Here is a 23,328-nt window from a genome sequence, read left to right as displayed (position 1 = left end):
TATGTCCCAGCAACACCAGGATCCCCGTCATGATCCCAATCGCGTGATCCGCGCCCCGCGCGGCACCACGCTGACCGCCAAGAGCTGGCTCACCGAAGCGCCGCTGCGGATGTTGATGAACAACCTGGATCCCGAGGTGGCCGAGCATCCCCAGTCGCTGGTGGTGTATGGCGGTATAGGCCGTGCCGCCCGCAACTGGGCCTGCTTCGACAAGATCGTCGAGGTGCTGACCCGGCTCGAGGAGGATCAGACTCTGCTGGTGCAATCCGGCAAGCCGGTCGGGGTGTTCCAGACCCACAAGGACGCGCCCCGAGTGTTGATCGCCAACTCCAACCTGGTGCCGCACTGGGCCAACTGGGAGCACTTCAACGAGCTCGATAAGAAGGGCCTGATGATGTACGGCCAGATGACTGCCGGCTCCTGGATCTACATAGGTACCCAGGGGATCGTGCAGGGCACCTACGAAACCTTCTTCGCGGTGGCCAACCAGCACTTCAATGGCGAGCCCAAGGGGCGCTGGATCCTGACCGGCGGGCTCGGCGGCATGGGGGGCGCCCAGCCGCTGGCCGCCACCATGGCCGGCTTCTCGATGATCGCGGTGGAGTGCGACGAGACCCGCATCGATTTTCGTCTGCGTACTCGCTACGTCGACAAGAAGGCCCACAGCCTGGATGAGGCGCTGGCCATGATCGAAGAGGCCAAGCAGAGCGGCAGCGCCGTCTCCGTCGGCCTGCTCGGCAACGCCGCCGACGTGTTCGCCGAGCTGGTGGCCCGTGGCATCACCCCGGACGTGGTGACCGATCAGACCTCGGCCCACGACCCGGTGCACGGCTACCTGCCGCAGGGCTGGAGCGTGGCCCAGTGGCGCGCGCTGCAAAAATCCGCCCCCCAGGAGGTGAACGTCGCCGCCCGCCACTCCATGGCTCGTCAGGTGGAAGCCATGCTGACCCTGCAAAGCCGCGGTGCCGCGACCCTGGATTACGGCAACAACATCCGCCAGATGGCGCTGGAGGAGGGGGTGAAAAACGCCTTCGACTTCCCCGGCTTCGTCCCGGCCTACATTCGCCCGCTGTTCTGCGAGGGCATTGGCCCGTTCCGCTGGGTGGCGCTCTCCGGCGATCCGGAAGATATCTACAAGACCGACCAGAAGGTGAAGGAGCTGATCCCCGATGATCCTCACCTGCACAACTGGCTCGACATGGCTCGCGAGCGCATCGCCTTCCAGGGCCTGCCGGCGCGGATCTGCTGGGTCGGGGTCAAGGATCGGGTACGCCTCGGCCTGGCCTTCAACGAGATGGTCAAGAATGGCGAGCTGAAAGCCCCCATCGTCATCGGTCGCGATCACCTGGATTCCGGCTCGGTGGCGAGCCCGAACCGCGAGACCGAGTCGATGATGGATGGCTCCGATGCCGTCTCCGACTGGCCGCTGCTCAACGCCCTGCTCAACACGGCCGGTGGCGCTACCTGGGTCTCCCTGCACCACGGCGGCGGGGTCGGCATGGGCTTCTCCCAGCACTCCGGCGTGGTGATCGTCTGTGATGGCTCCGATGACGCCGCCAAGCGGGTCGGTCGGGTGCTGCGCAACGACCCGGCCACCGGGGTGATGCGTCACGCCGACGCCGGCTACGAGATTGCCATCAACTGCGCCCACGAGGCGAAACTGGATCTGCCGATGATTGACGGCGCCAACGGTGTCAAAGGAAAGGTGTAACACCATGTTTGAATTGACTATTACCCCAGGCGAGCTGGATCTTGCCACCCTGCGCCGCGTCAGCCGCGAGCCGGTACACGTTTCACTGGATCCCGCCGCCCTGGCGGGGATCCACGCCTCCGCCGCCGTAGTCACCAAGGTGATCGAGCAAAACCGGGTGGTGTACGGCATCAACACCGGCTTTGGCTTGCTGGCCAACACCCGCATTCCGGTAGAGCAGCTGGACGAGTTGCAGCGCTCCATCGTGCTGTCCCACGCAGCAGGGATTGGCGAGTACATGGATGACGCCACCGTACGGCTGATGATGGTACTCAAGCTCAACTCGCTGGCGCGCGGCTTCTCCGGCATCAGGCTGGTGGTGCTGGAGGCCCTTATGCGGCTGATCAATGCCGAAGTCTACCCTGTGGTGCCGAAGAAGGGCTCCGTCGGTGCCTCCGGCGATCTGGCGCCGCTGGCCCACATGAGCTGTCTGCTGATCGGGGAGGGCAAGGCCCGCCACGCTGGCGAGCTGATCGATGCCGCCACGGCCCTGAAGATTGCCGGGCTCGAGCCCATCGCGCTGGCACCGAAAGAGGGGCTGGCCCTGCTCAACGGCACCCAGGCGAGCACCGCCTTCGCGCTGGAAGGCTTGTTCCACGCCGAGGATCTCTACGCCGGCGCCATCACCATCGGTGCCATGAGCGTGGAGGCCGCCCTTGGCAGCCGCCGCCCGTTCGATGCCCGCATCCATGCGGTGCGCGGTCAGCGTGGCCAGATCGACGCGGCCGCCTGCTATCGCCACCTGCTGGTGGATGGCAGTGAAATCGGCATGTCCCATCACAACTGCGAGAAGGTGCAGGATCCCTACTCCCTGCGCTGCCAGCCGCAGGTGATGGGCGCCTGCCTGACCCAGATCCGCCAGGCGGCCGAGGTGCTGGTGTGCGAGGCCAACGCGGTCTCCGACAACCCGCTGGTGTTTGCCGAGGATGAAGACATCCTCTCCGGCGGCAATTTCCACGCAGAACCCGTGGCCTTCGCCGCTGACAACCTAGCGCTGGCCATCGCCGAGATCGGGTCGCTGTCCGAGCGGCGCATGGCGCTGCTGATCGACTCGCGGATGTCCGGTCTGCCGGCCTTCCTGGTCAACAACGGCGGCGTCAACTCCGGTTTCATGATCGCCCAGGTCACCTCGGCGGCGCTCGCCTCCGAGAACAAGACGCTGGCCCATCCGGCCTCGGTGGACAGCCTGCCGACGTCTGCCAACCAGGAGGATCATGTCTCCATGGCCACCTTCGCCGGCCGTCGACTGGCGGACATGGCCGAGAACACCCGCGGCATTCTGGCGGTGGAACTGCTGGCGGCAGCGCAAGGGCTGGATTTTCGTGCTCCCCTGCGCAGCACCGAGCTCATCGAGCTGGCCAAGGGCCGGCTGCGGGAAGAGGTCAGCTTCTACGACAAGGACAGGTACTTCGCGCCGGATATCGAGGCGGCCGCCGCCCTGCTGGGCCGCGCCAGCTACAACGACCTGCTCCCGGCCGGCGTGTTGCCGAGCCTGTAAGCCTTGCTCCTCCTTCTCCCCTGGCGGGAGAAGGGTAGGGGATGAGGGGGAAGCCGCTTTTTTGGCGTCCGTGAGATCACGGAGCAGATAACAAAAGACCGCCCAATCGGGCGGTCTTTGCGTTTCTGACGTTGGTTGAACGCGGTTATTCGTGTTCGAACATCAGGAACAGGTACACCACGAACAGCACCAGGTGAGTGGCCCCGTGCAGCACATTGGTACGGCCGCTGCTGAAGGTCACCTTGCACACCATGAGGGTGGTGAACAGCAGCACCATGTCGGCGGCGGAGAGGCCCAGGCGCACTTCCTGTCCCAGCATGGCGCCGATGAACAGCACCGCAGGCACGGTGAGGGCGATGGTGGCCAGCACAGAGCCGAAGTAGAGGTTCATGGCCCGCTGCAGCTGATTGTTGAAGGCCGCCTTGATGGCGCCGACCGCTTCGGGGGCCAGCACGATACAGGCGACGATGAAGCCGCCCAGCGCCGGCGGCGCCGCCAGCACCTTGACCCCGTGGTTGATGGGAATGGCGAGGGTCTTGGCCAGCAGGATCACCACCACCAGATAGGCGAGCAGCAACAGGGTGTGGTAGACGTTGCTCTGCAGCGGGCCGTGGTGCTCTTCGTAATCCTCGTGATCGCTGTCGATGAAGAAGTGGCTGTGGCTGCGGGTCTGGATCAGCAGGAAGACGCCGTAGAGCAGCACCGAGATGATGATCAGCATCCAGGACATGGCGCTCGACATGCTGCCGATGTTGCCCCCTTCGGTGAAGTTGGGCAGCACCAGGCAGAGCAGCGCCAGCGGTATGATGGCCACCAGATAGGATTTGACCCCGTCCAGATTGAAGCTCTGGGTGTGGTAGCGCCAGCCGCCGAACAGCAGGGTGAAGCCCACCAGGCCGTTGGTCACCAGCATCACCACGGCAAACATGGTGTCGCGGGCCATCACCGGATTGGGTTCGCCGGTCAGCATGACCGAGGAGATCATCACCACTTCCAGCGAGATGACCGACAGGGTGAGGATCAGGGTGCCAAAAGGCTCGCCAAGCTTGATGGCAAGGGCATCCGAGTGGCGCACCACCGAGAAGATGGCCCAGGTGACGATGGCAAGCAGCACCGCCGAGACAGGAAGATAAATCCCGAGCGGAGTGGCCTCTGTCAGCAGGTCGCTGCCGAGCGTCTTGAAAAAGAGCAGGGTGAGCAGGCCAACGGGCAGGGCAATCTCTTGCCGGATAAATGACTTCATAGGCAATGGTTCTCATCATCAGGGCGGCGTGAGCCGACGGGTAAGGAACAGGGTGGCGGCGCCACAGGGGGTGGCGCGCCTGTTCATGATAAGGGGAGTTGTCCGCTCAAGGGAAAATCATTTTGTTGTTCATTTTGTTGCGAAATATGAGCGGTCGGTCTCGGCTGTGTGGATCACCGCTCGCCCGTGTGGTTCTGATACCAGGCCAGCAGCCAGATCTTCAGCTTGGTCAGCGCCATCGGCGGGGCATAGACATAGCCCTGGATCAGGTGCACACCGTGCTGCTGCAGATAGTCGACCTGCTCCTGGCGCTCGACCCCTTCAGCGATCATCTCCATGCCCGATTCGCGGCCGAAGGCGATGGTGGCATCCAGCACGCTGCGCTTGAGGTCGTCGGTACCTATGGTGTCGACGAACATCTTGTCGATCTTGATCTGGCGGATGCCGAGCCGCTGCAGGTAGGCGAAGCCGCCGTAACCGGTGCCGAAATCATCCAGCTTGAAGTGGTAGCCCTGCTGCTGCAATGCGGTGATCTCGATGACGGCCGTCTTGATGTCGGTGATGGGCTTGCGCTCGGTCAGCTCGAAGGTGAGCTGGGTGGGAGAGGGCCAGCCGTGCTGCAACAGCAGGTTGCGCAAATGCGGGTGCTCGAGGTGGGCGGCCACTATGTTGACGCTGACCCACTGGCCGGGGGCGAGCCTGGGCAGATCCGCGATCACCTTTTCCAGCAGCTGGCTGGTCATCGGCAGGATCAGCTGCTGCTCCTCTGCATAGTCGATAAAGGCACCGGGCGGGATCAGCTCGCCGCCCCGCTGCCAGCGCAGCAGCGCCTCGAATCCCACCACCTGCTGGCTGCGACTGTCGACCACGGGTTGATAGAAGGGCACGAACTCGCGCCGTGCCAGCCCGGCCTGCAGCAATCCCTTGAGCGAGCGCCGGTAGTTGCGCAGCCCCCAGTAGGCGGCGACCAGCAGGGTGCCGACGGCGGCGCCGAGCCAGAGCCCGTCGTGGCGGGCACGCTGGCGGGCGTAGTGTTCGAGCGCCTCGCCCGCCCACAGGGTCTGCCTGATCTCCTGATTGGGGTCGAAAAAGCTCAGGCTCTGGCTGCCCTCCTCCTGCTTGATGGCGCTGTCACCGCGGGGAAAGATCGGGCTTGATGCCCCTGGCTGTTGCTGGCCGAACTCCAGATAGAAGCAGTTGGAGCAAGGGGTCTGCAACAGGGCATGGCTCCAGCTGTTGTTCAGCACCCAGTAGACGATGTTGCCGCCGGTGCGGTAGTAGGCGACCAGCTCCTGCTCGGTGTGGAAGCGGGCCTGGGTGGCGGCGATCCCGAACTGCTCCTGATTGGCGTAGGGCGGCAGTTCGGCCGGGGTGAAGGGCAGATCCAGTCCCAGACTGGAACAGCCACCACCGCTGGCGAGCAGGATCCCCTGGATGCGGATGTGGCTGTTGTAGTAACGGGGATCCCGCAGCAGGGTCATGTCCTGACGTCCGCAATCAAACTGGAAGCGGGTCAGCTGATGGCGGATGTTGTTGTCCAGCAGACGGTGGCGTTCCGCCAGCGCGGTCTCGACCTCCATCTTCTTGTCTTGCAGCAACTGATGGGCCAGCGGGCCGCCGAGCAGCTGGCTGATAGGCAGGCTGGCCAGCAGGGGCAGGCAGAACAGCAGCAGGCTGAGCCAGAGGGGGGAGATGGGTCGCAAGGTGCACCTGCCTGATGTGCGGATGGGATGCATATGGGTGGCATCATCATAGTGCATTAGCTGAATCGATTTGAGCGGAACCGATCACACTTGTGGCGTGAATTTGTAATCTGCTGATAAATAATGGTTTTATAAAATGAGTTGCTGAAGATTCAATCGCTGACCTGTCATAAATGACAATTGTCCAGCTTATCTGAAGTGGCTAGAGTAGCCGTGCGGTTTGACTCACCGTGTGTTCAATACTCCTGTATCTGTTTTTTTGTCAGTAGCACAGAGTGTTAGTTTTGATATGAGTGTTTCTTTTGGTCCCCTTTGTGGGACCATTTTTCTGCCCGCTATTCAGCCAGAGTGCTGAGTTACCTCCCGTTTTCCCGTCATCCGTCATTTTTTGGCCGTCACCCCGCCCTGGGCTTGGTGTTCTCGTACCGGTTTGGGTATGCTCGCCCGCTTAATTCCAGAAGCGGGATCTTCGTCCATAGGCGCGCTTCGAGGTTGGCTGATACGATGAAGCCACATGGATGTTGTCGGGCATACGGAAAGGCACATGAAACTGACCACTCAGCTTGTCTCGTTTATTACCCTGTGTGTCATTGCGGCCATGGCCATGGTGCTGCTTGGCGGGGTGTTCAGCTTTCGTGAGCTGGGCATGGAGATGCAACAGAAGAAGGTCAACTCGCTGGTCGAGATCATCGACAAGCAGCTGGAGGTGGCCGACGATCATCAGGATCTCACCCGCTGGCTGCCGACCCTGCTGCGCTCGGCCCACGTGGTGGAGCTGGAGATCCGCCAGGACAAACAGCGGATCTACTGGTTTCGCGACGTACAGCAGCCGACCGACGAGAGCCTGCTGATCCCCTATCACCAGCCCATGCCCCATCAGCCGGGCATGCAGGCCGACTTCAAGCTGGAGCGGCCGTTCAAGGAGTTCGAGTACTCCATCAAGGCGATGTCCGGCATCTCCCTCGGCGTCTTCATCGTGGTGTTCGGCCTCTGGTACTCCATTCGCTGGCTGCGGCTGCAGTTGCGGGGAGCCGAGCTGCTGGCCGAGCGCGCCCAGCTGATCCTCGACAACAAACTCACCAAGCTGGCCCATGATCCGGCCGACGAGTGGCCGCAGCCGGCCAGCCAGGCCCTCGACTATCTGCTGGCCGAGCTGGCGGATGCCCGCAAGGAGCGCAGCCGCTTCGACAACTTCATCCGCAGCAACGCCTTCGTCGACAAGATGACCGGCATCGGCAACCGGCTGTTCTTCGACAACCGGCTGGAGAGCGCCATCATGGAGGCGAGCGTGATGAGCGGCGGCGTGCTGCTGATCGAGCTGGCCGGCCTGGAGGAGCTGGATCCCGAGCTGAACGGCCGCCAGAGCCAGGATCTGCTGATGGAGGCGAGTGCCTCCATCGCCGCCTTCGTGCGCAAGCACAACGGCGCCCTGCAGGCCCGCTATGCCGGCCAGGTGTTTGCCGTGCTGCTGCCCAACATGTCGGAAAGCGAGATGGTGGATGGCGCCGGCCAGCTGCACAAGAGCCTGCAGCGGCTGCACTGGCCCGAGGCGGTCAATCCAGACACCGCCGTCTATCTCGGTGCGGTCTGCTATCAGGCCGAGGATTCCCTGCTCAAGGTGCAGGAGGAGGCGGAGCTGGCGCTCAAGAGCGCACGGCTGCAGGGCCACACCGGCTGGTTCCTCTACGAGAAACAGCTGGACGAGGAGCAGAGCAGCAAGGGCACGGTGCGCTGGCGCACCCTGATCGGCCGGCGCATCGAAGAGCATGGCATCGATTTTTATGTGCAGCCGGTGCAGCAGGAGCGGGATCAGGTGGTATTGCAGCAGGATCTGCTGATCCGGATCCACGATGAGCAGGGGCGGGAGCTGCAGGCCGGCGTCTTCATGCCGATGGCGGAGAAGGCGGGGCTGTTGCTGCCGCTGGATCGGTTGGTGGCGGAGCAGACCCTCGGCCTGCTGCGCCAGCGCTCCGAACAGAGCTGCCCCATCAGCCTGACCCTCTGCGCCCAGAGCCTGCTGCACCGGGAGTTTCAGCGCTGGCTGTTCTTCGATCTGTTCCAGCTGCCGCGCAGCACCAACGAGCGCTTGATCCTGCAACTCTCCGAGGCTCAGGTCACCCGCCACTACGAGGCGCTCAAGCGGCCGCTGCGGGCGCTGCGCATGCTGGGCTGCCAGCTGGCCATCGATCATGCCGGCCAGGATGTGGTGAGCACCCAGTACATCAAGGAGTTCGAGATCAACTTCCTCAAGCTGCACCCCAGCCTGGTGCGCGAGATCCATACCCGCCAGGTGAACCAGATGGCGGTGCGCAGTCTGGTGGGGGGCTGTGCCAACACCCGCACCCGGGTCATCGCCGTGGGGGTGGAGAGCGGCGACGAGTGGAAGATGCTGCGCCACCTCGGGGTGCACGCCGGGCAGGGCCCCTGGTTCGCCGAGCCGGAGCGGCTGGTGCTGGAACCGGCCGGCGCCTGATGAATGCAAGAGAGGGTCGCCTGGGCGACCCTCTCTTTTTGTGGTTCAGCAGCGGTATTGCGCCCGACACGCCGTCACAGGCGCCCCTGCTCTCTCAGCCCCGCCAGCCCCTGCATGCCACCGGTGTGGATGAAGACGATCTTGCTGCCGCGCGGAATGCGGCCTGCCGCCAGCTCTCGAAACAGCCCCCACATCGCCTTGCCGCTGTAGATTGGTTCCAGCGGCAGGCCCGTCTCGGCGCTGAAGGCCTGCACCCACTGCCAGAGCGCCGGACTGAATTTGGCATAGCCACCGTCGTGGTGATCCAGCGCGATCCGCCAGCCGGGCGTGTCGGCGGCGGCGGGATGGAGTCGGCGCACCTCGTCGGCGATGAAGTTCCCCCCCTTGAGCACCGCGATGGCGAGGATCTGCTGTGGTGGTCGCTTGCCGGCGATGAGTCCGGCCAGGGTGCCGCCGCTGGCACAGGGCAGCACCCAGAGATCCGGCGAGAAGGGCACTTCATCGACCAGCTCGGCCACCCCGGGAATGGCCAGCGGGCTGCTGCCCCCTTCCGGCACTATCAGGGTCTCTTCATCCTCGAATTGGGCCAGCCAGGCGGGATCCTGCCGCCGCCGGTAGCTTTGACGGTCGACAAAAACGAGATCCATGCCCCAGCCTTTTGCAGCGCTCAGAGTGCAGTTGCTGACGGCTTCCGGCTCCCCGCGTATGATGCCGGTAGTGCGCAGGCCAGATTGGCACCCCGCCGCCGCCAGGGCATGGATGTGATTGGAGTAGGCGCCGCCAAACGAGAGCAGATGGCGTTTGCCCTGCTCCCTGGCATGCAACAGGTGGTACTTGAGCTTGCGCCACTTGTTGCCCGAGATGGCGGGGTGGATCAGATCGTCCCGTTTGCACCAGAGCTGGACTCCATAGGCGCTCAACAGCGGGTGCGAGACAGCTTGCAGCGGCGAGGGCAACAGGGCGGGCTGCAGGGGCGGCAGTACCATCGGGGGCGATTGGGGTGACAATGAGTAATCGGTCATTTATCTGGAGGCTAATGCTCTGTTTATGCTAAGGTTTAATCCGTTTTGGGCAGCCAGGTGCGGGTTTCAATGAAACAACTTTTCAGACGTTCGACCCCCAGCCGTCAGGTAGGACTCCTGCTGGCCAGCGATCGGATCATGCTGGCTTCGCTCGGCAACCCGCCCATCTTCGCCACCCGCGCCATCAATGGCCCGCAAGAGTGGCCCCAGGCCATGGCCGAGCTGTTCAGCCGCCACGGCCTCGCCAAGTCTAAGGTGCGAGTCGCCCTCGCGGCCAGCCTTTATCAACAGGTCCAGATCGACAAGCCCGCCGTCCCCGATGCCGAAATGGCCGGAGCCCTGCCCTGGGCGATCAAGGATTACGTCAGTGAATCCGTGCTGCAGCTCGCCATGGATTATGTGGATCTGCCCACCCCGCCGGCGGGCCGGCCGCGCATCAACGTGATCTGCGTGCCCAAGGCGCGGGTGCAGCAGCTGGCGGATGCGGTCAACGGCATCGCCAGCCTGGACGCCATCGTCAGCGACGAGCTGGCAATGACCGCGCTCTACGAGCCGGATCAGACGGTGCGCATGCTGCTGTGGCAGCCGAAGGGGCAGGATTTGCAACTGCTGGTGTTCCATCAGGGGGGGCTCTGCTTTTCCCGCCAGTTGCGCGGTTTTGGTGCCCTCACCGGCGAGCACGAGCCTGACGCCATGCTGCTCGATTCGCTGGCGCTGGAGATCCAGCGCTCCCTCGACTATCTGGTGGGCCAGCTCAAGCTGCCGGAACTCGGCCAGATGCAGCTCGCCATCGCCTCGCCCTTCATCGGTACCCTGGTGCGCCATATGGAGCAGACCTTCGGCTTTGCCGTCTCCGCCATGGCCAACAAGGCGATCCTTTCCGGCGTGGAATATCTCTCGGCCTATGCTGCTGCTCTGGGGGAGGATGCCTGATGAAACGCCAGATCAACCTCTACGGCGCCGAGTTTCGGCCCAGACGGCAGTGGGCCAGCCTCAATCAGATGGCGCTGGTATGGGGCGGCAGCGTGCTGCTGCTGCTGTGCGCCGCCGGCGTCATCGCCTGGCAGCAGCACGCTGTCGAGCGCGAGCTGGTGCAGGTGCGAACTGCGCTGGAGATCAAGCGTGGCGAGGCGCAGCGGCTGGATGCCGAACTGGCCCGCCATCAGGCCGATGGCCTGCTGCAACAGCAGCTTGCCACCAAGCAGGAGGAGCTGACCGCCAAGCAGGGCTTGATGCGGCAGCTGGGCAGCCTGGCGCTGCAAAAATCCCAGGGCTATGCCGGGCTGATGGCCGATCTGTCCCGGATCCGCGATCCGCAGCTCTCCTTGCAGCGGATCGAGATCGCCGACGGCTACGTCAACCTGTCCGGCTTCGCCGGGCGCAGCCAGGATGTGCCGGCCTGGGTCAACCGTTTCAAGCAGACCCCGTCGCTGGCGGGCAAGCAGTTTGGTGAGCTGACGTTAAGCCGTGACAAGGAGGGCCGGCTGGCCTTCCAGCTCAGCGGCATCGAGCGGGAGAAGCCCTGATGAGCCTGAAAGAACAGTGGCAGGCCTGGGCCGACAAGATCGCCGCCCTCAGCCAGCGCGAGCGGGTCCTGATCCTGCTGACCGGGGTGGTAGTAGTCGGCGCCGTTGCCATCTATGGCTGGCTGGATGGGGCCGCGGTGCGGCTGGAGCAGGAGCGGCTGGCGCTGAGCACTGCCCAGCGGGATCTGGAGATCATGGATCTCGAGAACCAGGGCAAGCAGGCCAAACTGGCGCGGGATCCTGATCTGCACGTGCGTACCCAGCTGGCACAGCTGGATGGCGAGCTGGGCAAGCTGGACGCCGAACTCAAGGCCCAGACGGTGGATCTGATCCAGGCCCACGAGATGCCGGCCGTGCTGGAGGCCCTGTTGTCGCGCTCCGCCAATCTGCACATGGTGGCACTCACTTCGCTGACGCCGGAGCCGCTGATGGCGGGCGAGCAGCGCATCAACCTGTTCAAGCACGGCATCCGGCTCAAGCTGGAAGGCGGCTATTTCGATGTGTATCAGTATCTCAAGGCGCTGGAGGGGCTGCCGCGCCACTTCTACTGGAAGCAGTTTGACTACCAGGTGCAGGAGTATCCCAAGGCGGTGGTGGAGATGGAGATCTACACCCTCAGCACCAGCAAGGAGTTTATTCGTGGCTAGATGGTTCCCCCTGTGGGCGTGTCTGTTCAGTCTGCTGGCCCAGGCGCAGCCCGAGCTGTTGCAGGACCCCACCGCGCCTTTGAGCGGCGCGACCAGCGGCGCCAGTGCAACCGGCCAGCGCGAGGCCGGTCTGCCCAGGCTGCAGAGCATCATGCTGGGCAATGGCCCGGCACTGGCGGTGCTCAACGGCAGCAGTTATCGGGTCGGCCAGCAGGTCGACGGTTATCGCGTGGTGGCCATAGGTGCAGATGCCGTGGTGCTGGAGAAGGGGGGCAAGCGCCAGTCGCTGACCCTGTTTGCCAGCAAGGTCCGGATCTGAACGCGCTCCACCCGAGATGGGCGGAGCCAGGTTTGTCGAGTTTAATTGCAAGTCAGGGTGCACTTATTACATGAAAAAACATCATCTCTGCCTGATCTCCGCCGCCGTGTTGACGGCAGGCTGTACCAGCTACCGGCACCCCGAACCCGTGCAGGCCAAGGACGCACTCAGGCATGCCATGACCGAGCAGAACAAGGGCGGGGCGCTGACCAGCGTACCCAAGTCTGTACAGAGCGAACTGCTGCAGCTCAATCGTCCGCCCCAGGCCATCAGCATGCCGGAACCGCGGCTACGCATTGCCGCCCACGACGTGGATGCGGTGGAGTTTTTCGGCTCCCTGTTCAAGGGCTCCCGCTACAGCGTGGCGGTGCACCCCGGGGTGGCCGGCCAGGTCTCGGTCGAGCTCAAGGACGTGACCCTGACCGAAGTGCTGGCGGTGGTGGGCGACATGTATGGCTTCGACGTGCAGCGCAAGGGCAACGTGTTCCACGTCTACCCGGCCGGGCTGCGTACCGAGACCATTCCGGTCAACTACCTGATGATGTCCCGGCGCGGTCTCTCCCGCACCTCGGTCAGTACCGGCGGGGTGACGGCCAACGACAACAATGGCAACAGCAACAGCTTCGACAATGCCAACAACAGCACCAATAACAACAGCACCAGCAACCGCTCCTCCAACGGCAGCTCGAACAGCGACAGCAACGGCACCCGCATCGAGACCGACACCAACAGCGACTACTGGACCGATCTGCGCGACACCCTGCAGACCCTGATCGGCAGCGGTGATGGCCGCGCCGTCATCACCAGCCCGCAGGCGGGCCTGGTGACTATCCGGGCCTATCCGAAGGAGCTCAAGGCGGTGCGCGAGTTCCTCAATCAGTCAGAGAGCCACTTGAAGCGTCAGGTGGTGCTGGAGGCGCGGATCCTGGAAGTGTCCCTCAACGAGGGTTACGAGCAGGGGGTGGACTGGAGTGGTCTCTCCGCCAGCTGGGATGGCAACAAGGGCATCACCGGCGGTGGTTCGCTGACACCGAGCACGATTGCCAACACCCCGAACCAGATCTTCAGCGCCCTGGGTGGCGGTGCCGGCTTCAAGATTTCCGACGGCAACTTCAACGTGGCGGTCAACCTGCTCAAGACCCAGGGGGACGTGAATACCCTCTCCAGCCCGCGGGTGACGGCGACCAACAACCAGAAGGCGGTGATCAAGGTGGGGACCGACGAGTATTTCGTCACCAATGCCTCCACCACGACCACAACCTCAGGCACATCGGCACCGATAGTCACGCCCAATGTAGAGCTGACTCCCTTTTTCTCCGGCATCGCGCTGGACGTGACGCCGCAGATCGACGAAGAGGGCAAGGTGCTGCTGCATATCCACCCCTCCGTCATCGACACCGAAGAGCAGAAGAAAACTATCGATGTCGGCACGGCGGACCCCTTGATCCTGCCGCTGGCCAAGAGCTCGATCCGCGAGTCCGATACCGTGGTGCAGGCCAACAATGGCGACATCATCGTCATCGGCGGCCTGATGAAGACCGACAAGCAGGAGATCGTCAGCAAGGTGCCGCTGCTGGGGGACATTCCCTGGGTCGGCGAGGCCTTCACCAACCGCCGTGAAAGCACCAAGAAGGTGGAGCTGGTGATCCTGCTCAAGCCGACCGTGGTGGAGAAGGACACCTGGCAGAACGAACTGCAGCGCTCCTCCGAGCTGCTCGACAAATGGTATCCGCCCAAGGGCTGAGTCATGATCCTAGACCGGTTTGATCACGTGCCGGGGGCCATCACGGGCTCCCGGGCAGAGAGGGCAGGGGATTGCCCATGTACCTGAACCACTTCGGTTTGCAGGAGGCTCCCTTCGGCCTCACCCCCAACACCGGTTTCTATTACGGGCTGCCCCCGCACGAGGAGGCGCTGCAGGTGCTCAACTGGGCGCTGGCGCAGGGGGAGGGCTTCATCAAGGTGACCGGCGAGGTCGGCACCGGCAAGACCCTGCTCTGCCGCAAGCTGCTGAGCGAACTGGGCTCCGAGGAGCGGCCAGTGCGTCTGGCCTGGCTGCCCAATCCCCATCTCAACCCGGCCGAGCTGCGCATCGCCCTGGCGCTGGAGCTGGGACTGGCGGTGCGGGATCAGAGCGAGCTGGATCTGACCGATCGCATCCATCGCCACCTGATCGCCTTGCATCAGCAGGGGAGTCGGGTGGTGGTGCTGATCGACGAGGCGCAGGCGCTGCCGGACGAGACGCTGGAGGCAATCCGGCTGTTTGGCAACCTGGAGACCGAATCGAGCAAGTTGCTGCAGATCGTGCTGTTCGGCCAGCCCGAGCTGGACGCCAGGCTGGCCAAGCCTCATCTGCGCCAGCTGCGCCAGCGGATCGGCTTCTCCTACTGCCTGCGGCCGCTGCGTTTCGATGAAACCCGGGCCTATCTGGAGCACAGATTGCAGATTTCCGGTTATCGCGGGGCCCCGCTGTTTGGCGGCCGGGCGTTGCGGCAGCTGTGGCGCGCCTCACGCGGCATTCCGCGACTCATCAACATACTGGCGCAGAAGTGCCTGATGCTGGCCTATGGCCAGGGGGCGCGCCAGATCGACAGCCGGCTGGTGCGGCTGGCCGTGCGCGACACCGATGATGCCCGCCGCTTCGTGCCGCGCCGCTGGTGGCCTCTCGTGCTGCTGCTGGGCTGTGCCCTCGCCTATGGAGTCTGGCAATGAGCGTGATCAATCAGATGCTCAAGGATCTGGAGCAGCGCCAGCAGGGGGGCGAGGGGGCCGTCTATGTGCCACCCGTGCGCCAGCAGGGCTGGTGGATGCTGCTGCTGACCCTGATCTGCGGGCTGGCGCTCGGCATTCTGGGTTGGCGTACCTGGATTTACTGGCAGCAGAGCCAGCGAGTCGTCGAGGCCCGCCAGCTGCAGGCGGCCAGCGAGCCCACACCGGACGCCATCGCCCGTGCGGTTCCCGCAGCTGTGCCGGCCAGTGCAGAACAAGAGCCGGTGGATCAGGTAGTGACGCTGCCGACTCCGCGCCACCTTGCCGCCCCGCCAACCGCCGAGCCGCAGCAGATGCAGGAAGCCGATGACGCCGACGTGGCTGCCACCGATGAGGAGGGGCCGAGCGACGAGGAGCTGCAACCTGACCTCTATGCCGAACTCGCGGCGGAGCAGGAAGCCCCCGCGGCCGCGCCGCGCAAGCCCGGCGTGCTCAAGATAGAGACGGTCAACCTCTCCGAGGCCGAACTGGCCACCCTGGCCGAGCGCAAGGCCACCACCGCCATGGCCAAGGGGCAGCTGCGCGATGCCCAGGACAACTACTATCAGGTGCTGGCCCATGATCCGCGCAATCAGGGGGCGCGCGAGCAGCTGGCGGGCCTGCTCTACGGCGAGGGGCGGCTGAGCGAGGCGAGCCAGTTGCTGGAGGAGGGGCTCAGATTCGATCCCGAACAGGCCGATTTCCGGCTGCTGCTGGCGCGGCTCGCCATCAGCGGTGGCGATCAGCTCAAGGCGCTCGGCTGGCTGACCGGCCATCGACCGGATCTGGCCAGCAATCTGGATTATTACGCCACCTGGGCCGGGCTCAGCCAGGAGCTGGGTCAGCATGCCGAGGCGGCGGATCTTTACGTGGAATTGTTGCGCCAGCAGCCGGATCAGGGCCGCTGGTGGCTCGGGCTCGGCGTGGCCGAAGATGGCCAGGGCCATAGCCAGCGGGCGCTGGATGCCTATCGTAATGCCCAGTTGCACGGCAACCTGGGCGAGGCTTCGACCAGCTGGCTCGAACAGCGGATTGCCCAGCTCGCCCCCTGACGGGCGGCCGGGATCACTTTTTTGGAGTTTGCATGGCACAACCCAGACTGAAAATGCGCCTCGGCGACCTGCTGGTACAAGAGCAGATCATCTCGGATGATCAGCTGCAGCTCGCCCTGCAGCAGCAGCGTCAGACCGGCCGCAAGCTGGGCACCACCCTGATCGATCTCGGCTTCATCAGCGAGGTGCAACTGCTGCAGTTCCTCGCCCGCCAGCTGGACGTGCCCTTCTTCGATCTCAACAACCTCACCATAGATGCGTCGGCGGTGCCGCTGCTGCCGGAAGTGCAGGCGCGCCGCTATCGCGCGCTGGCGGTCAACCTCACCGACAACAAGGTGACGGTGGCTATGTCGGATCCGGCCGATTTGAGCGCCCTCGACGCCATCGCGGCGCTGCTGCGTCCGCGGGAGATGGGGCTGGCGGTGGCGCGGGAAGGCCAGCTGCTGGAGTATTTCGACCGCCTCTATCGCCGTACCCGTGAGATCGAGAGCTTCGCCGAACAGCTGCACGAGGAGTATCAGGACGCCGGCTTCGAGCTGGGCTCCAGCAATCTGGGGGCCGGTGACGAGGGGGAGGCGACGGTGGCCAAGCTGCTGCGCTCCCTGTTCGAGGATGCGGTGCAGGTGGGGGCCTCCGATATTCACATCGAGCCGGACGAGAAGGTGCTGCGCATTCGCCAGCGCATCGACGGCATCCTGCACGAGAACATCCTGAGCGAGGTGCGTATCGCCCAGGCGCTGGTACTGCGCCTCAAGCTGGTGGCCGGCCTCGATATCTCCGAGAAGCGGCTGCCGCAGGATGGCCGCTTCAACATGAAGGTGCGCGGCCGCGACGTGGATGTGCGGATGTCGACCATGCCGGTGCAGTACGGCGAATCCGTGGTGATGCGGCTGCTGGATCAATCCTCCGGCATCCTGTCGCTGACCGAGACCGGCATGCCGCCGGAGATCCTGACCCGCTTCCGGCGCCAGCTCAAGCGACCCCACGGCATGATCCTGGTGACGGGGCCGACCGGCAGCGGCAAAACCACCACCCTCTACGGCGCCCTCTCCGAGCTCAACCAGGCCAGCCAGAAGATCATCACGGTGGAAGATCCGGTGGAATATCGGCTGCCCAGGGTCAATCAGGTACAGGTCAATCCCAAGATCGGGCTCACCTTCTCCCACGTGCTGCGCTCCACCCTGCGTCAGGATCCGGACATCCTGCTGGTGGGCGAGATGCGGGACAACGAAACGGTGGAGATCGGCCTGCGCGGCGCCATCACAGGTCACCTGGTGCTGACTACGCTGCACACCAACGATGCGGTGACCAGCGCCCTGCGCCTCATCGACATGGGGGCCCCAGGCTATCTGGTGGCGAGCGCGCTGCGGGCGGTGGTGGCCCAGCGGTTGGTGCGGCGGGTGTGCGAGCACTGCGTTGAGGAGAAGGCGCCGGATGAAGGTCAGGCCACCTGGCTGACCGTACTCTCCGGCGAGGCGCCGGGCCAGCACGTCTATCACAAGGGGCGCGGCTGCCAGAGCTGCAACTTCACCGGCTATGCCGGCCGGATCGGGGTGTACGAGCTGCTGGAGCTGGATCAGCCCATGATGGACTCCCTGCGCCGCAACGACGCCGAAGGGTTTGCCAAGGCGGCCCGCCAGCACCCGCACTACCGGCCGCTGGCGCTGACCGCGCTCGATTACGCCCGCCAGGGGATCACCTCGGTGGACGAAGTGCTGCGGCTGGCGGAGGACCTGGGGTAAGTGATGACCAACTTCATCGGCAATGAACGCGGCCGGCTGGCGCGAGGCGCCCCATGAGCAGCTTCGCCTACAAGGGGCGCGACAGCCAGGGCAATGCCGTCAGCGGCGTGGTAGAAGCGGCCACCGAGATGGCTGCGGCCGAGCAGCTGATGCGCCGCGGTGTGATGCCGACCGAGTTGAAGCCCGGCAAGGCGAAGGCGGCCGCCCTCGACTGGTCTCTCTTGCTGGAGCGGGGCGTGCGGCTGGACGAGCTGGTGGTGTTCAGCCGCCAGATGTATGCCCTGACCCGGGCCGGCATCCCCATCCTGCGCGCCATCGCCGGGCTGGAGGAGAGCGCCCACAGCAAGCCGCTCAAGCGGGCGCTGCACGCGCTGGGAGAAGATCTGGGCAACGGCCGGCCGCTGTCGAGCTCGATGCAGGCCCACCCCAGGGTGTTCAGCAGCCTGTTCGTGGCCATCATCCACGTGGGGGAGAACACGGGTCAGCTGGAAGAGGCGTTCTTGCAGCTTGCCAACTATTTCGAGCTGGAGCTGGAAACCCGCAAGCGGATCAAGACCGCCATGCGCTACCCCAGCTTCGTGCTGATTGCCATCGGCATCGCCATGGTGATCCTCAACATCATGGTGATCCCGGTCTTTGCCGGCATGTTCGCCAAATTTGGCGTCGAGCTGCCGCTGGCGACCCGGATCCTGCTCGCCACCTCCCACTTCTTCGTGCACTACTGGTGGGTGATGCTCGGCGTGTTGCTGGCCATGGTGTTTGGCTGGCGGCGCTGGGTGAGCACGGTCAAGGGCAAGCTGACCTGGCACAGATGGCAGCTCAAGTTGCCGATCGTCGGCACCATCATAGAGCGCTCCCTGTTGGCCCGCTTCGCCCGCAGCTTCTCCATGATGCTCAAGGCCGGGGTGCCGCTCAACACGGCGCTGAGCCTGGTGGCCGATGCGGTGGACAACGCCTGGATGGCGGGCCGGATCCGCGACATGCGGGCCGGCATCGAGCGGGGCGAGAGTCTGCTGCGCACCGCCGGCAGCAGCGGCCTGTTCACCCCGCTGGTGATGCAGATGATCGCGGTGGGGGAAGAGACCGGCCAGGTCGATGATCTGCTGCACGAGGCGGCCGAGTATTACGAGCGGGAGGTGGACTATGACCTCAAGAGCCTCACCGCCCGGATCGAGCCGATCCTGATCGGGATTGTGGCGGTCATGGTATTGATCCTGGCGCTGGGTATCTTTACGCCGATGTGGGACATGATGCGGGCCGTACGCGGCAAGTAACCGGTATCTTTACCGTCACTGAGGCGGGGCATGATGTGGGCCGTGCGCGGCAAGTAACCGGTATCTTTACCGTCGCTGAGGCGGGGCATGATGTGGGCCGTGCGCGGCAAGTAAGCCGGTATCTTTACCGTCACTGAGGCGGGACATGACGGGGGCCGTGCGTGGCAAGTAAGCCGGTATCTTTACCATCACTGAGGCGGGCGGTGTAGGTAAGCGGCAGAGTGTGGAGCGAGATGGGTGAGTCGACAGTCACAACAGGATGATCACTGGCTGGGGAGCTATCGGCGGCTGGCCGTGGGGATCCTGTTGCTGATCATGGTGGCGACCCTGGCCCGGAGCTATCTTGTCCACCGGGAGGAGGCGCTGGCCGTCAGCCTGACCCTGCTGGGGGAGCAATTTGCCGAGCGCGCACAAAGGTTGCATGGGCTCTGGCTCGATCAGCGGCGTCCCGCCGTGCTGCATGTCGATGGGATGGCCTGGCAGTTTGATGAGCGTGGCTGGCCACTGGGTGCCGGTACAGTGATGACGCCGTCGGAAAACTGCCGCTGGCTGTGGGAGCAACTCATCGGTAAAGCAGCGTCGACCCAGCCGCCGGTGCAGGCCTTGGCGAGCCTGGATGGCGAAGGGTGCGAGTTCGGCTGGGAGAATAATTGGCTGATTTATCAATTTTCTGACGGCAGAGTGCGTCAAAAGCCCTGAATGAGGCTTTTTTTGCGATTCAGCTAAATGATTTTTTTATATCTGCATGAAATAATGCGGGTTATTACGGAGGGTCCATGACAACAACGCGACTGGTACCAAGATATTCCGGTGTGGCGAGTCCCCATCGGGCGGCGGGTTTCTCGTTGATCGAGCTGGTGATCGTCATCGTCATCCTGGGGATCCTGGCGGTCACCGCCTTGCCCCGTTTTCTCGATGTCACGGACGAAGCCAAGAAAGCCAGCGTGGAGGGGGTCTCCGGCGGGTTTGCCACCGGCGTGTCGCTGGTGCGGGCTCAATGGGAGGCCGAAGGGCGCGCCAAGCAGGACAGCCTCAACACCGTGCTCTATGACGGTTCACGCTTTTATCTGACCACGCCGACCGACACCCAGGTCAGCAACGGCGAGCTGTCGCCCGGTTACCCCATGGATACCTCGACCGGTGGCGGCATCGACGTGGATCCGGCCAACCTGACGGCCCCGCGCTGTCTCAAGATTTGGGAGGGTCTGCTGCAGAATCCGCCCAAGGCTACCGCCAGCTTCAGCGAGGTGCGTGGTAGCGGCAATGACCTGAAATACTATGTCAGTGTGACCAATAACGGCCTGGACTCGGTCTGCCGCTACTATCTGGTCAATAGTTTGAGTAAGGGTAGTGATGGCAAGTATCAGGATCCGCAAGGCAGTACTGATGCATTCATGAGTTTCAGTTACCGTCCGGCTTCCGGTCAGGTGACCACCAATATCAATTGACAGAGGAAAGTAATATGAAAAAACAGGCGGGTTTTACCCTGATCGAACTGGTCATCGTGATCATCATTCTGGGTATCCTGGCAGTGACCGCGGCTCCCAAGTTCCTGAATCTGCAGGATGATGCCAGAACGTCCACCTTGAAAGGCGTTGCCGGTTCCTTGAACTCGGCCGGTGCCATGGTTTACAGCAAGTCCGTTCTCAAAGGGAAAGACAAAGAGAGCACTGCTTACGATCTGGATCTGGGCAATGGCAAAACAGTTTCTACACTGTTTGGTTACCCGGTCGCGACCTCTGCTGCGCTGTCAACTGTTGTTGAGTTGAATGGTGCTGAATGGGCGTTTGCTGCTCCTACTGGTTCTAATCCTGCCGCCATCAAGATTTTCCCGAATGGAGTATCTACCACTTCGACCACTTGCTTCGTGACTTACACCGAGGCAACGTCGACTTCAGTACCGACAGCGGTGACCACTGACTGCAATTAATACAATGCTCGGGTGAGCAGAGAGAGTTTCTCTCTGCTCATTTTTGATGGGTAAAAATGGTATGCGAACGACCTCCATGAGCAGACTTGGCTTTACCCTGATTGAACTGGTTATCGTGATCCTGTTGCTGGGGATTCTGGCCGCCTTTGCCGTGCCAAAATTGCTGGGCAAAGGCGGCTTTGAAACCCAAACCCTTCGCGATGAGCTGCTGACCAGGCTGCGGCTGGTGCAGACCATCAACATGCATGAACCTGCCGACCGCTGTACCCAGCTGGTGGTGGAGGCTTCCCGTTTTGCCCATATCACGCTGGCGGTTGCCGGTGCGGCATGCCCGGCTCCCGGCTCCATGACCGGCTGGAGCGACAATCAGCGCACCCGTGGCCGCCTTGTGACCCCTTCCGCCGGTATGGCGGTCTCCCTCAATAACGCCAGCAGCTTCGTGATCCGTTTTGATCAGATGGGCAGACCGCTCGGCAGCTGTGCCACGGGTTGTACCCTGCTGGTGAGCGATGGCCGCGAAACAGGCCGCCTCAAGATAGAGTCCGAGGGCTATATCCATGAGATCCCCTGAGCGCGGCTTTACCCTGATCGAGCTGATCGTCGGCATAGTGCTGCTGGCGGTGGCACTGACCGGCATCCTCGGCCTGTTGATCAATCAGGCTCCCCAAGCGGTGGACCCGGTGCAGCAGGTGCGGGCCGCCCAGCTGGCCCAGCGCCTGGCTGGCGAGATCCAGCAAACATCGTTCGATGAACAGTCGGATCACAACGGTGGCCGCTATCGTTGCGGTGAGGTGGTGGCCGGCGTCACCATCCCCGCCTGCTCGACCCACTATGGCCCGGACGGTGAAGCCACCCCCTACATGTTCAACGATGTGGACGATTTCGATACTGCTGGCAGCTGGAAAGATGCCAGCTTCTACACCCAGAGCGGCGGCATCATCGCCAGCGACGAGTATCGCAATTATCAAGTCCGGATTGCGGTGAGCCCGGTCGATTTCAGCGATGGCACCTTCAAGAGCTGTGCGTCGCCCTGCTCGGTGGGCAAGCGCATCGATCTGCAGGTGCGCCTGCCTGACGAGAGCGTGCTCGACTTCTCCTTCTATCGGGGCAACTACTGATGCGGCCGGCAGGTGGTTTTACCCTGATCGAACTGGTGATGGTGATCCTGCTGCTGGGGATCATGGCCACCTTCGCCAGCCAGTTCATCGGCATCGGCAGCCAGATCTACGGCGATGCCAGCAGCCGTGAACAGCTGATGAGCAATGCCCGCTTCGCCATGGAGCGGCTCAACCGCGAGGTGCGCGATGCGCTGCCGGGCTCCGAGCGGATTGAAACCCTGGATGGCAGCTGGGACGACAGCGGTCCCTGCCTGCGTTTCTGGCCCATCAGCACCTCCAGTCGCTATCTTGCCCTCAACCGGGCCCAGTCCGGCAGCACATCTACCCTGGAGCTGGTGATGGCGACCCCTGCCTCTGCGGCCAATCCACTCAACCAGGATGCCAATGCGGTCAAGGTCGGGGATCTGATGGTGGTCTTCCCGATGCCGACGTCAGCGGCCGGCTCACTGGTCAATGGCTGTGAATATGGCCGCTGTGTCGCCAGGGTCACCGAGGTGCTGGCGCCGGTATCGGGGGCCCAGACCGTTCGCTATACCAGTGGCGAAACCCTGGCCGGGATCTCGCCCGGCAGCCGGGTCTATTTTGCCAATCAGCAGGTACGCTACTGCGTGGAAGGAAGCACGATGACGCGATCCAGCGCCGCGATAGGTGCCCCTGTTGCAGCGGGTGTGCTGATGGCCGAGTCGCTCCGTGCCGGCAACTTCTATCGGGAGGTCTCGGCCTTCAACGCCGAAGGGGAATTTGGTCTGCGGCTGGTGTTCGAGCACCAGGGGGAAGCTGTCACCTTCAACCACAAGCTGGGGGTATTCAATGTTCCCTGAGCGGCGCCAGAGCAAGAAGATGGGGGGCAGTGCCCTGATGATAGCCCTGTTCGTGATCGTGGTGATGGCCATGCTGGCGGCGGCCATGGGGCGTTTTTTGCTCGACAGCAGCGAGAAGAATACGGTGGAGGTGCGCAGCGTGCGTGCCTTGCTGGCGGCCCAGAGCGGGTTGGAAGTGGCGCTCTATCGGCTGTTCCCCAACCGGACGGCGGCCCAACCTCAGCCACCTGCGGTGTGTGAGTCGAGCAGAACGATCAGCTTCACCGGCAATCCGGGGCTGGTCGACTGTCAGGCGGTGGTGCAGTGCCGCAGTGTCTCGGCGACCTACAACGGCGTGGTCAGCACCGGTTATCGCCTCCAGAGTGTCGGTACCTGCGGTTTGCGCAATGACCTGACCAGTGCCAGTCCAGACTTCAGGGTGAGCCGCACCCTGATGGTCGAAGCGTATGACGGAGGCTGAAG

Annotated in this window: 22 protein-coding genes; 19 read left to right on the top strand and 3 right to left on the bottom strand. The window is 63.6% G+C overall.

Annotated elements, in window-relative coordinates:
- Nucleotide 1: 1 nt before the first annotated feature.
- Nucleotides 2-1,711, top strand: a complete 1,710-nt coding sequence (hutU, locus tag QLG02_RS06060; protein WP_029304405.1) for a urocanate hydratase — start codon at nucleotides 2-4, stop codon at nucleotides 1,709-1,711.
- Nucleotides 1,712-1,715: 4 nt separating this feature from the next.
- Nucleotides 1,716-3,248 (top strand): histidine ammonia-lyase, encoded by a 1,533-nt coding sequence (gene hutH / locus QLG02_RS06055; protein ID WP_011704356.1) that lies wholly within the window; start codon nucleotides 1,716-1,718, stop codon nucleotides 3,246-3,248.
- A gap of 145 nt (nucleotides 3,249-3,393) precedes the next feature.
- Here the strand turns inward: hutH and QLG02_RS06050 are convergent, their stop codons facing one another.
- Both QLG02_RS06050 and QLG02_RS06045 read right to left on the bottom strand, forming a co-directional pair.
- A complete protein-coding gene (locus QLG02_RS06050; protein WP_017408799.1) occupies nucleotides 3,394-4,491 on the bottom strand; it encodes a calcium:proton antiporter in 1,098 nt (365 codons plus the stop codon).
- A 173-nt stretch (nucleotides 4,492-4,664) separates the two neighbouring features.
- Nucleotides 4,665-6,194 carry an EAL domain-containing protein gene (locus tag QLG02_RS06045; RefSeq protein WP_282464775.1) on the bottom strand — a complete coding sequence of 510 codons (1,530 nt, stop codon included), beginning with the start codon at nucleotides 6,192-6,194 and terminating at the stop codon, nucleotides 4,665-4,667.
- Nucleotides 6,195-6,738: 544 nt separating this feature from the next.
- Here QLG02_RS06045 and QLG02_RS06040 point away from each other — a divergent pair.
- Nucleotides 6,739-8,667, top strand: coding sequence for an RNase E specificity factor CsrD (locus tag QLG02_RS06040; protein WP_039212856.1), 1,929 nt, complete (start codon nucleotides 6,739-6,741; stop codon nucleotides 8,665-8,667).
- Between the two features lie 74 nt (nucleotides 8,668-8,741).
- On the opposite strand, the gene QLG02_RS06035 is transcribed toward QLG02_RS06040, so the two are convergent.
- Nucleotides 8,742-9,689, bottom strand: coding sequence for a pyridoxal-phosphate dependent enzyme (locus QLG02_RS06035; protein WP_282464774.1), 948 nt, complete (start codon nucleotides 9,687-9,689; stop codon nucleotides 8,742-8,744).
- A gap of 69 nt (nucleotides 9,690-9,758) precedes the next feature.
- On the opposite strand from QLG02_RS06035, the gene mshI reads away from it, so the two are divergent.
- The 16 genes from mshI (at nucleotide 9,759) to QLG02_RS05955 (ending at nucleotide 23,326) form a co-directional block, all read left to right on the top strand.
- The gene (gene mshI, locus QLG02_RS06030) at nucleotides 9,759-10,622 is read left to right on the top strand and encodes an MSHA fimbrial biogenesis protein MshI (RefSeq protein WP_039212858.1); all 864 of its coding nucleotides are present in this window, start codon (nucleotides 9,759-9,761) and stop codon (nucleotides 10,620-10,622) included.
- Entirely contained in the window at nucleotides 10,622-11,215 is a 594-nt protein-coding gene (gene mshI1, locus QLG02_RS06025) for an MSHA fimbrial biogenesis protein MshI1 (protein WP_282464773.1), read from the top strand. Before mshI ends, mshI1 begins: the two co-directional genes overlap by 1 nt.
- On the top strand, nucleotides 11,215-11,862 hold the full coding sequence (gene mshJ, locus QLG02_RS06020) for an MSHA fimbrial biogenesis protein MshJ (RefSeq protein ID WP_011704364.1): 648 nt from the start codon (nucleotides 11,215-11,217) through the stop codon (nucleotides 11,860-11,862). The genes mshI1 and mshJ overlap by 1 nt, the downstream gene beginning before the upstream one ends.
- Nucleotides 11,855-12,181 carry an MSHA fimbrial biogenesis protein MshK gene (gene mshK, locus QLG02_RS06015; protein ID WP_016349155.1) on the top strand — a complete coding sequence of 109 codons (327 nt, stop codon included), beginning with the start codon at nucleotides 11,855-11,857 and terminating at the stop codon, nucleotides 12,179-12,181. The genes mshJ and mshK overlap by 8 nt, the downstream gene beginning before the upstream one ends.
- A 70-nt stretch (nucleotides 12,182-12,251) precedes the next feature.
- Nucleotides 12,252-13,925, top strand: a complete 1,674-nt coding sequence (gene mshL, locus QLG02_RS06010) for a pilus (MSHA type) biogenesis protein MshL (protein WP_282464772.1) — start codon at nucleotides 12,252-12,254, stop codon at nucleotides 13,923-13,925.
- A 77-nt stretch (nucleotides 13,926-14,002) separates the two neighbouring features.
- On the top strand, nucleotides 14,003-14,893 hold the full coding sequence (gene mshM, locus QLG02_RS06005) for an MSHA fimbrial biogenesis protein MshM (protein WP_041216125.1): 891 nt from the start codon (nucleotides 14,003-14,005) through the stop codon (nucleotides 14,891-14,893).
- Nucleotides 14,890-15,981, top strand: a complete 1,092-nt coding sequence (mshN, locus tag QLG02_RS06000; protein WP_282464771.1) for an MSHA fimbrial biogenesis protein MshN — start codon at nucleotides 14,890-14,892, stop codon at nucleotides 15,979-15,981. Before mshM ends, mshN begins: the two co-directional genes overlap by 4 nt.
- 32 nt (nucleotides 15,982-16,013) lie before the next feature.
- A complete protein-coding gene (mshE, locus tag QLG02_RS05995; RefSeq protein ID WP_011704368.1) occupies nucleotides 16,014-17,723 on the top strand; it encodes an MSHA fimbrial ATPase MshE in 1,710 nt (569 codons plus the stop codon).
- 53 nt (nucleotides 17,724-17,776) lie between these two features.
- Nucleotides 17,777-18,997, top strand: a complete 1,221-nt coding sequence (gene mshG, locus QLG02_RS05990; protein WP_039212863.1) for an MSHA fimbrial biogenesis protein MshG — start codon at nucleotides 17,777-17,779, stop codon at nucleotides 18,995-18,997.
- A gap of 237 nt (nucleotides 18,998-19,234) precedes the next feature.
- Nucleotides 19,235-19,696 carry a hypothetical protein gene (locus QLG02_RS05985; protein WP_282464770.1) on the top strand — a complete coding sequence of 154 codons (462 nt, stop codon included), beginning with the start codon at nucleotides 19,235-19,237 and terminating at the stop codon, nucleotides 19,694-19,696.
- 77 nt (nucleotides 19,697-19,773) lie between these two features.
- Nucleotides 19,774-20,445, top strand: coding sequence for an MSHA fimbrial major subunit MshB (gene mshB, locus QLG02_RS05980; RefSeq protein WP_282464769.1), 672 nt, complete (start codon nucleotides 19,774-19,776; stop codon nucleotides 20,443-20,445).
- A gap of 14 nt (nucleotides 20,446-20,459) precedes the next feature.
- Complete coding sequence (locus tag QLG02_RS05975) at nucleotides 20,460-20,927, top strand: prepilin-type N-terminal cleavage/methylation domain-containing protein (protein WP_043125770.1); 468 nt, start codon at nucleotides 20,460-20,462, stop codon at nucleotides 20,925-20,927.
- Between the two features lie 76 nt (nucleotides 20,928-21,003).
- A complete protein-coding gene (gene mshC / locus QLG02_RS05970; protein WP_282464768.1) occupies nucleotides 21,004-21,498 on the top strand; it encodes an MSHA fimbrial minor subunit MshC in 495 nt (164 codons plus the stop codon).
- Entirely contained in the window at nucleotides 21,485-22,045 is a 561-nt protein-coding gene (gene mshD / locus QLG02_RS05965) for an MSHA fimbrial minor subunit MshD (RefSeq protein ID WP_282464767.1), read from the top strand. The genes mshC and mshD overlap by 14 nt, the downstream gene beginning before the upstream one ends.
- Nucleotides 22,045-22,866 carry an MSHA fimbrial biogenesis protein MshO gene (mshO, locus tag QLG02_RS05960; protein WP_282464766.1) on the top strand — a complete coding sequence of 274 codons (822 nt, stop codon included), beginning with the start codon at nucleotides 22,045-22,047 and terminating at the stop codon, nucleotides 22,864-22,866. The genes mshD and mshO overlap by 1 nt, the downstream gene beginning before the upstream one ends.
- The gene (locus QLG02_RS05955) at nucleotides 22,856-23,326 is read left to right on the top strand and encodes a hypothetical protein (RefSeq protein ID WP_039212870.1); all 471 of its coding nucleotides are present in this window, start codon (nucleotides 22,856-22,858) and stop codon (nucleotides 23,324-23,326) included. The genes mshO and QLG02_RS05955 overlap by 11 nt, the downstream gene beginning before the upstream one ends.
- The last annotated feature ends 2 nt before the right edge of the window (nucleotides 23,327-23,328 follow it).

The organism is Aeromonas sp. V90_14 (genome assembly GCF_029967615.1).
Lineage (GTDB): Bacteria > Pseudomonadota > Gammaproteobacteria > Enterobacterales > Aeromonadaceae > Aeromonas > Aeromonas hydrophila.
Note: the sequence above shows the minus strand (reverse complement) of the source record. Positions and strands in the feature narration are given on the sequence as shown.

Bases quoted from the DNA above. Each gene is read 5' to 3' on its own strand.
- hutH (WP_011704356.1), top strand. From the start codon at position 1,716: ATGTTTGAATTGACTATTACCCCAGGCGAGCTGGATCTTGCCACCCTG.
- mshJ (WP_011704364.1), top strand. From the start codon at position 11,215: ATGAGCCTGAAAGAACAGTGGCAGGCCTGGGCCGACAAGATCGCCGCC.
- QLG02_RS05955 (WP_039212870.1), top strand. From the start codon at position 22,856: ATGTTCCCTGAGCGGCGCCAGAGCAAGAAGATGGGGGGCAGTGCCCTG.
- QLG02_RS05975 (WP_043125770.1), top strand. From the start codon at position 20,460: ATGAAAAAACAGGCGGGTTTTACCCTGATCGAACTGGTCATCGTGATC.
- mshC (WP_282464768.1), top strand. From the start codon at position 21,004: ATGAGCAGACTTGGCTTTACCCTGATTGAACTGGTTATCGTGATCCTG.
- mshD (WP_282464767.1), top strand. From the start codon at position 21,485: ATGAGATCCCCTGAGCGCGGCTTTACCCTGATCGAGCTGATCGTCGGC.
- hutU (WP_029304405.1), top strand. From the start codon at position 2: ATGTCCCAGCAACACCAGGATCCCCGTCATGATCCCAATCGCGTGATC.
- mshL (WP_282464772.1), top strand. From the start codon at position 12,252: ATGAAAAAACATCATCTCTGCCTGATCTCCGCCGCCGTGTTGACGGCA.
- mshN (WP_282464771.1), top strand. From the start codon at position 14,890: ATGAGCGTGATCAATCAGATGCTCAAGGATCTGGAGCAGCGCCAGCAG.
- mshG (WP_039212863.1), top strand. From the start codon at position 17,777: ATGAGCAGCTTCGCCTACAAGGGGCGCGACAGCCAGGGCAATGCCGTC.
- mshI1 (WP_282464773.1), top strand. From the start codon at position 10,622: ATGAAACGCCAGATCAACCTCTACGGCGCCGAGTTTCGGCCCAGACGG.
- mshB (WP_282464769.1), top strand. From the start codon at position 19,774: ATGACAACAACGCGACTGGTACCAAGATATTCCGGTGTGGCGAGTCCC.
- mshE (WP_011704368.1), top strand. From the start codon at position 16,014: ATGGCACAACCCAGACTGAAAATGCGCCTCGGCGACCTGCTGGTACAA.
- QLG02_RS06050 (WP_017408799.1), bottom strand. From the start codon at position 4,491: ATGAAGTCATTTATCCGGCAAGAGATTGCCCTGCCCGTTGGCCTGCTC.
- mshI (WP_039212858.1), top strand. From the start codon at position 9,759: ATGAAACAACTTTTCAGACGTTCGACCCCCAGCCGTCAGGTAGGACTC.
- mshM (WP_041216125.1), top strand. From the start codon at position 14,003: ATGTACCTGAACCACTTCGGTTTGCAGGAGGCTCCCTTCGGCCTCACC.
- QLG02_RS06035 (WP_282464774.1), bottom strand. From the start codon at position 9,689: ATGACCGATTACTCATTGTCACCCCAATCGCCCCCGATGGTACTGCCG.
- mshO (WP_282464766.1), top strand. From the start codon at position 22,045: ATGCGGCCGGCAGGTGGTTTTACCCTGATCGAACTGGTGATGGTGATC.
- QLG02_RS06040 (WP_039212856.1), top strand. From the start codon at position 6,739: ATGAAACTGACCACTCAGCTTGTCTCGTTTATTACCCTGTGTGTCATT.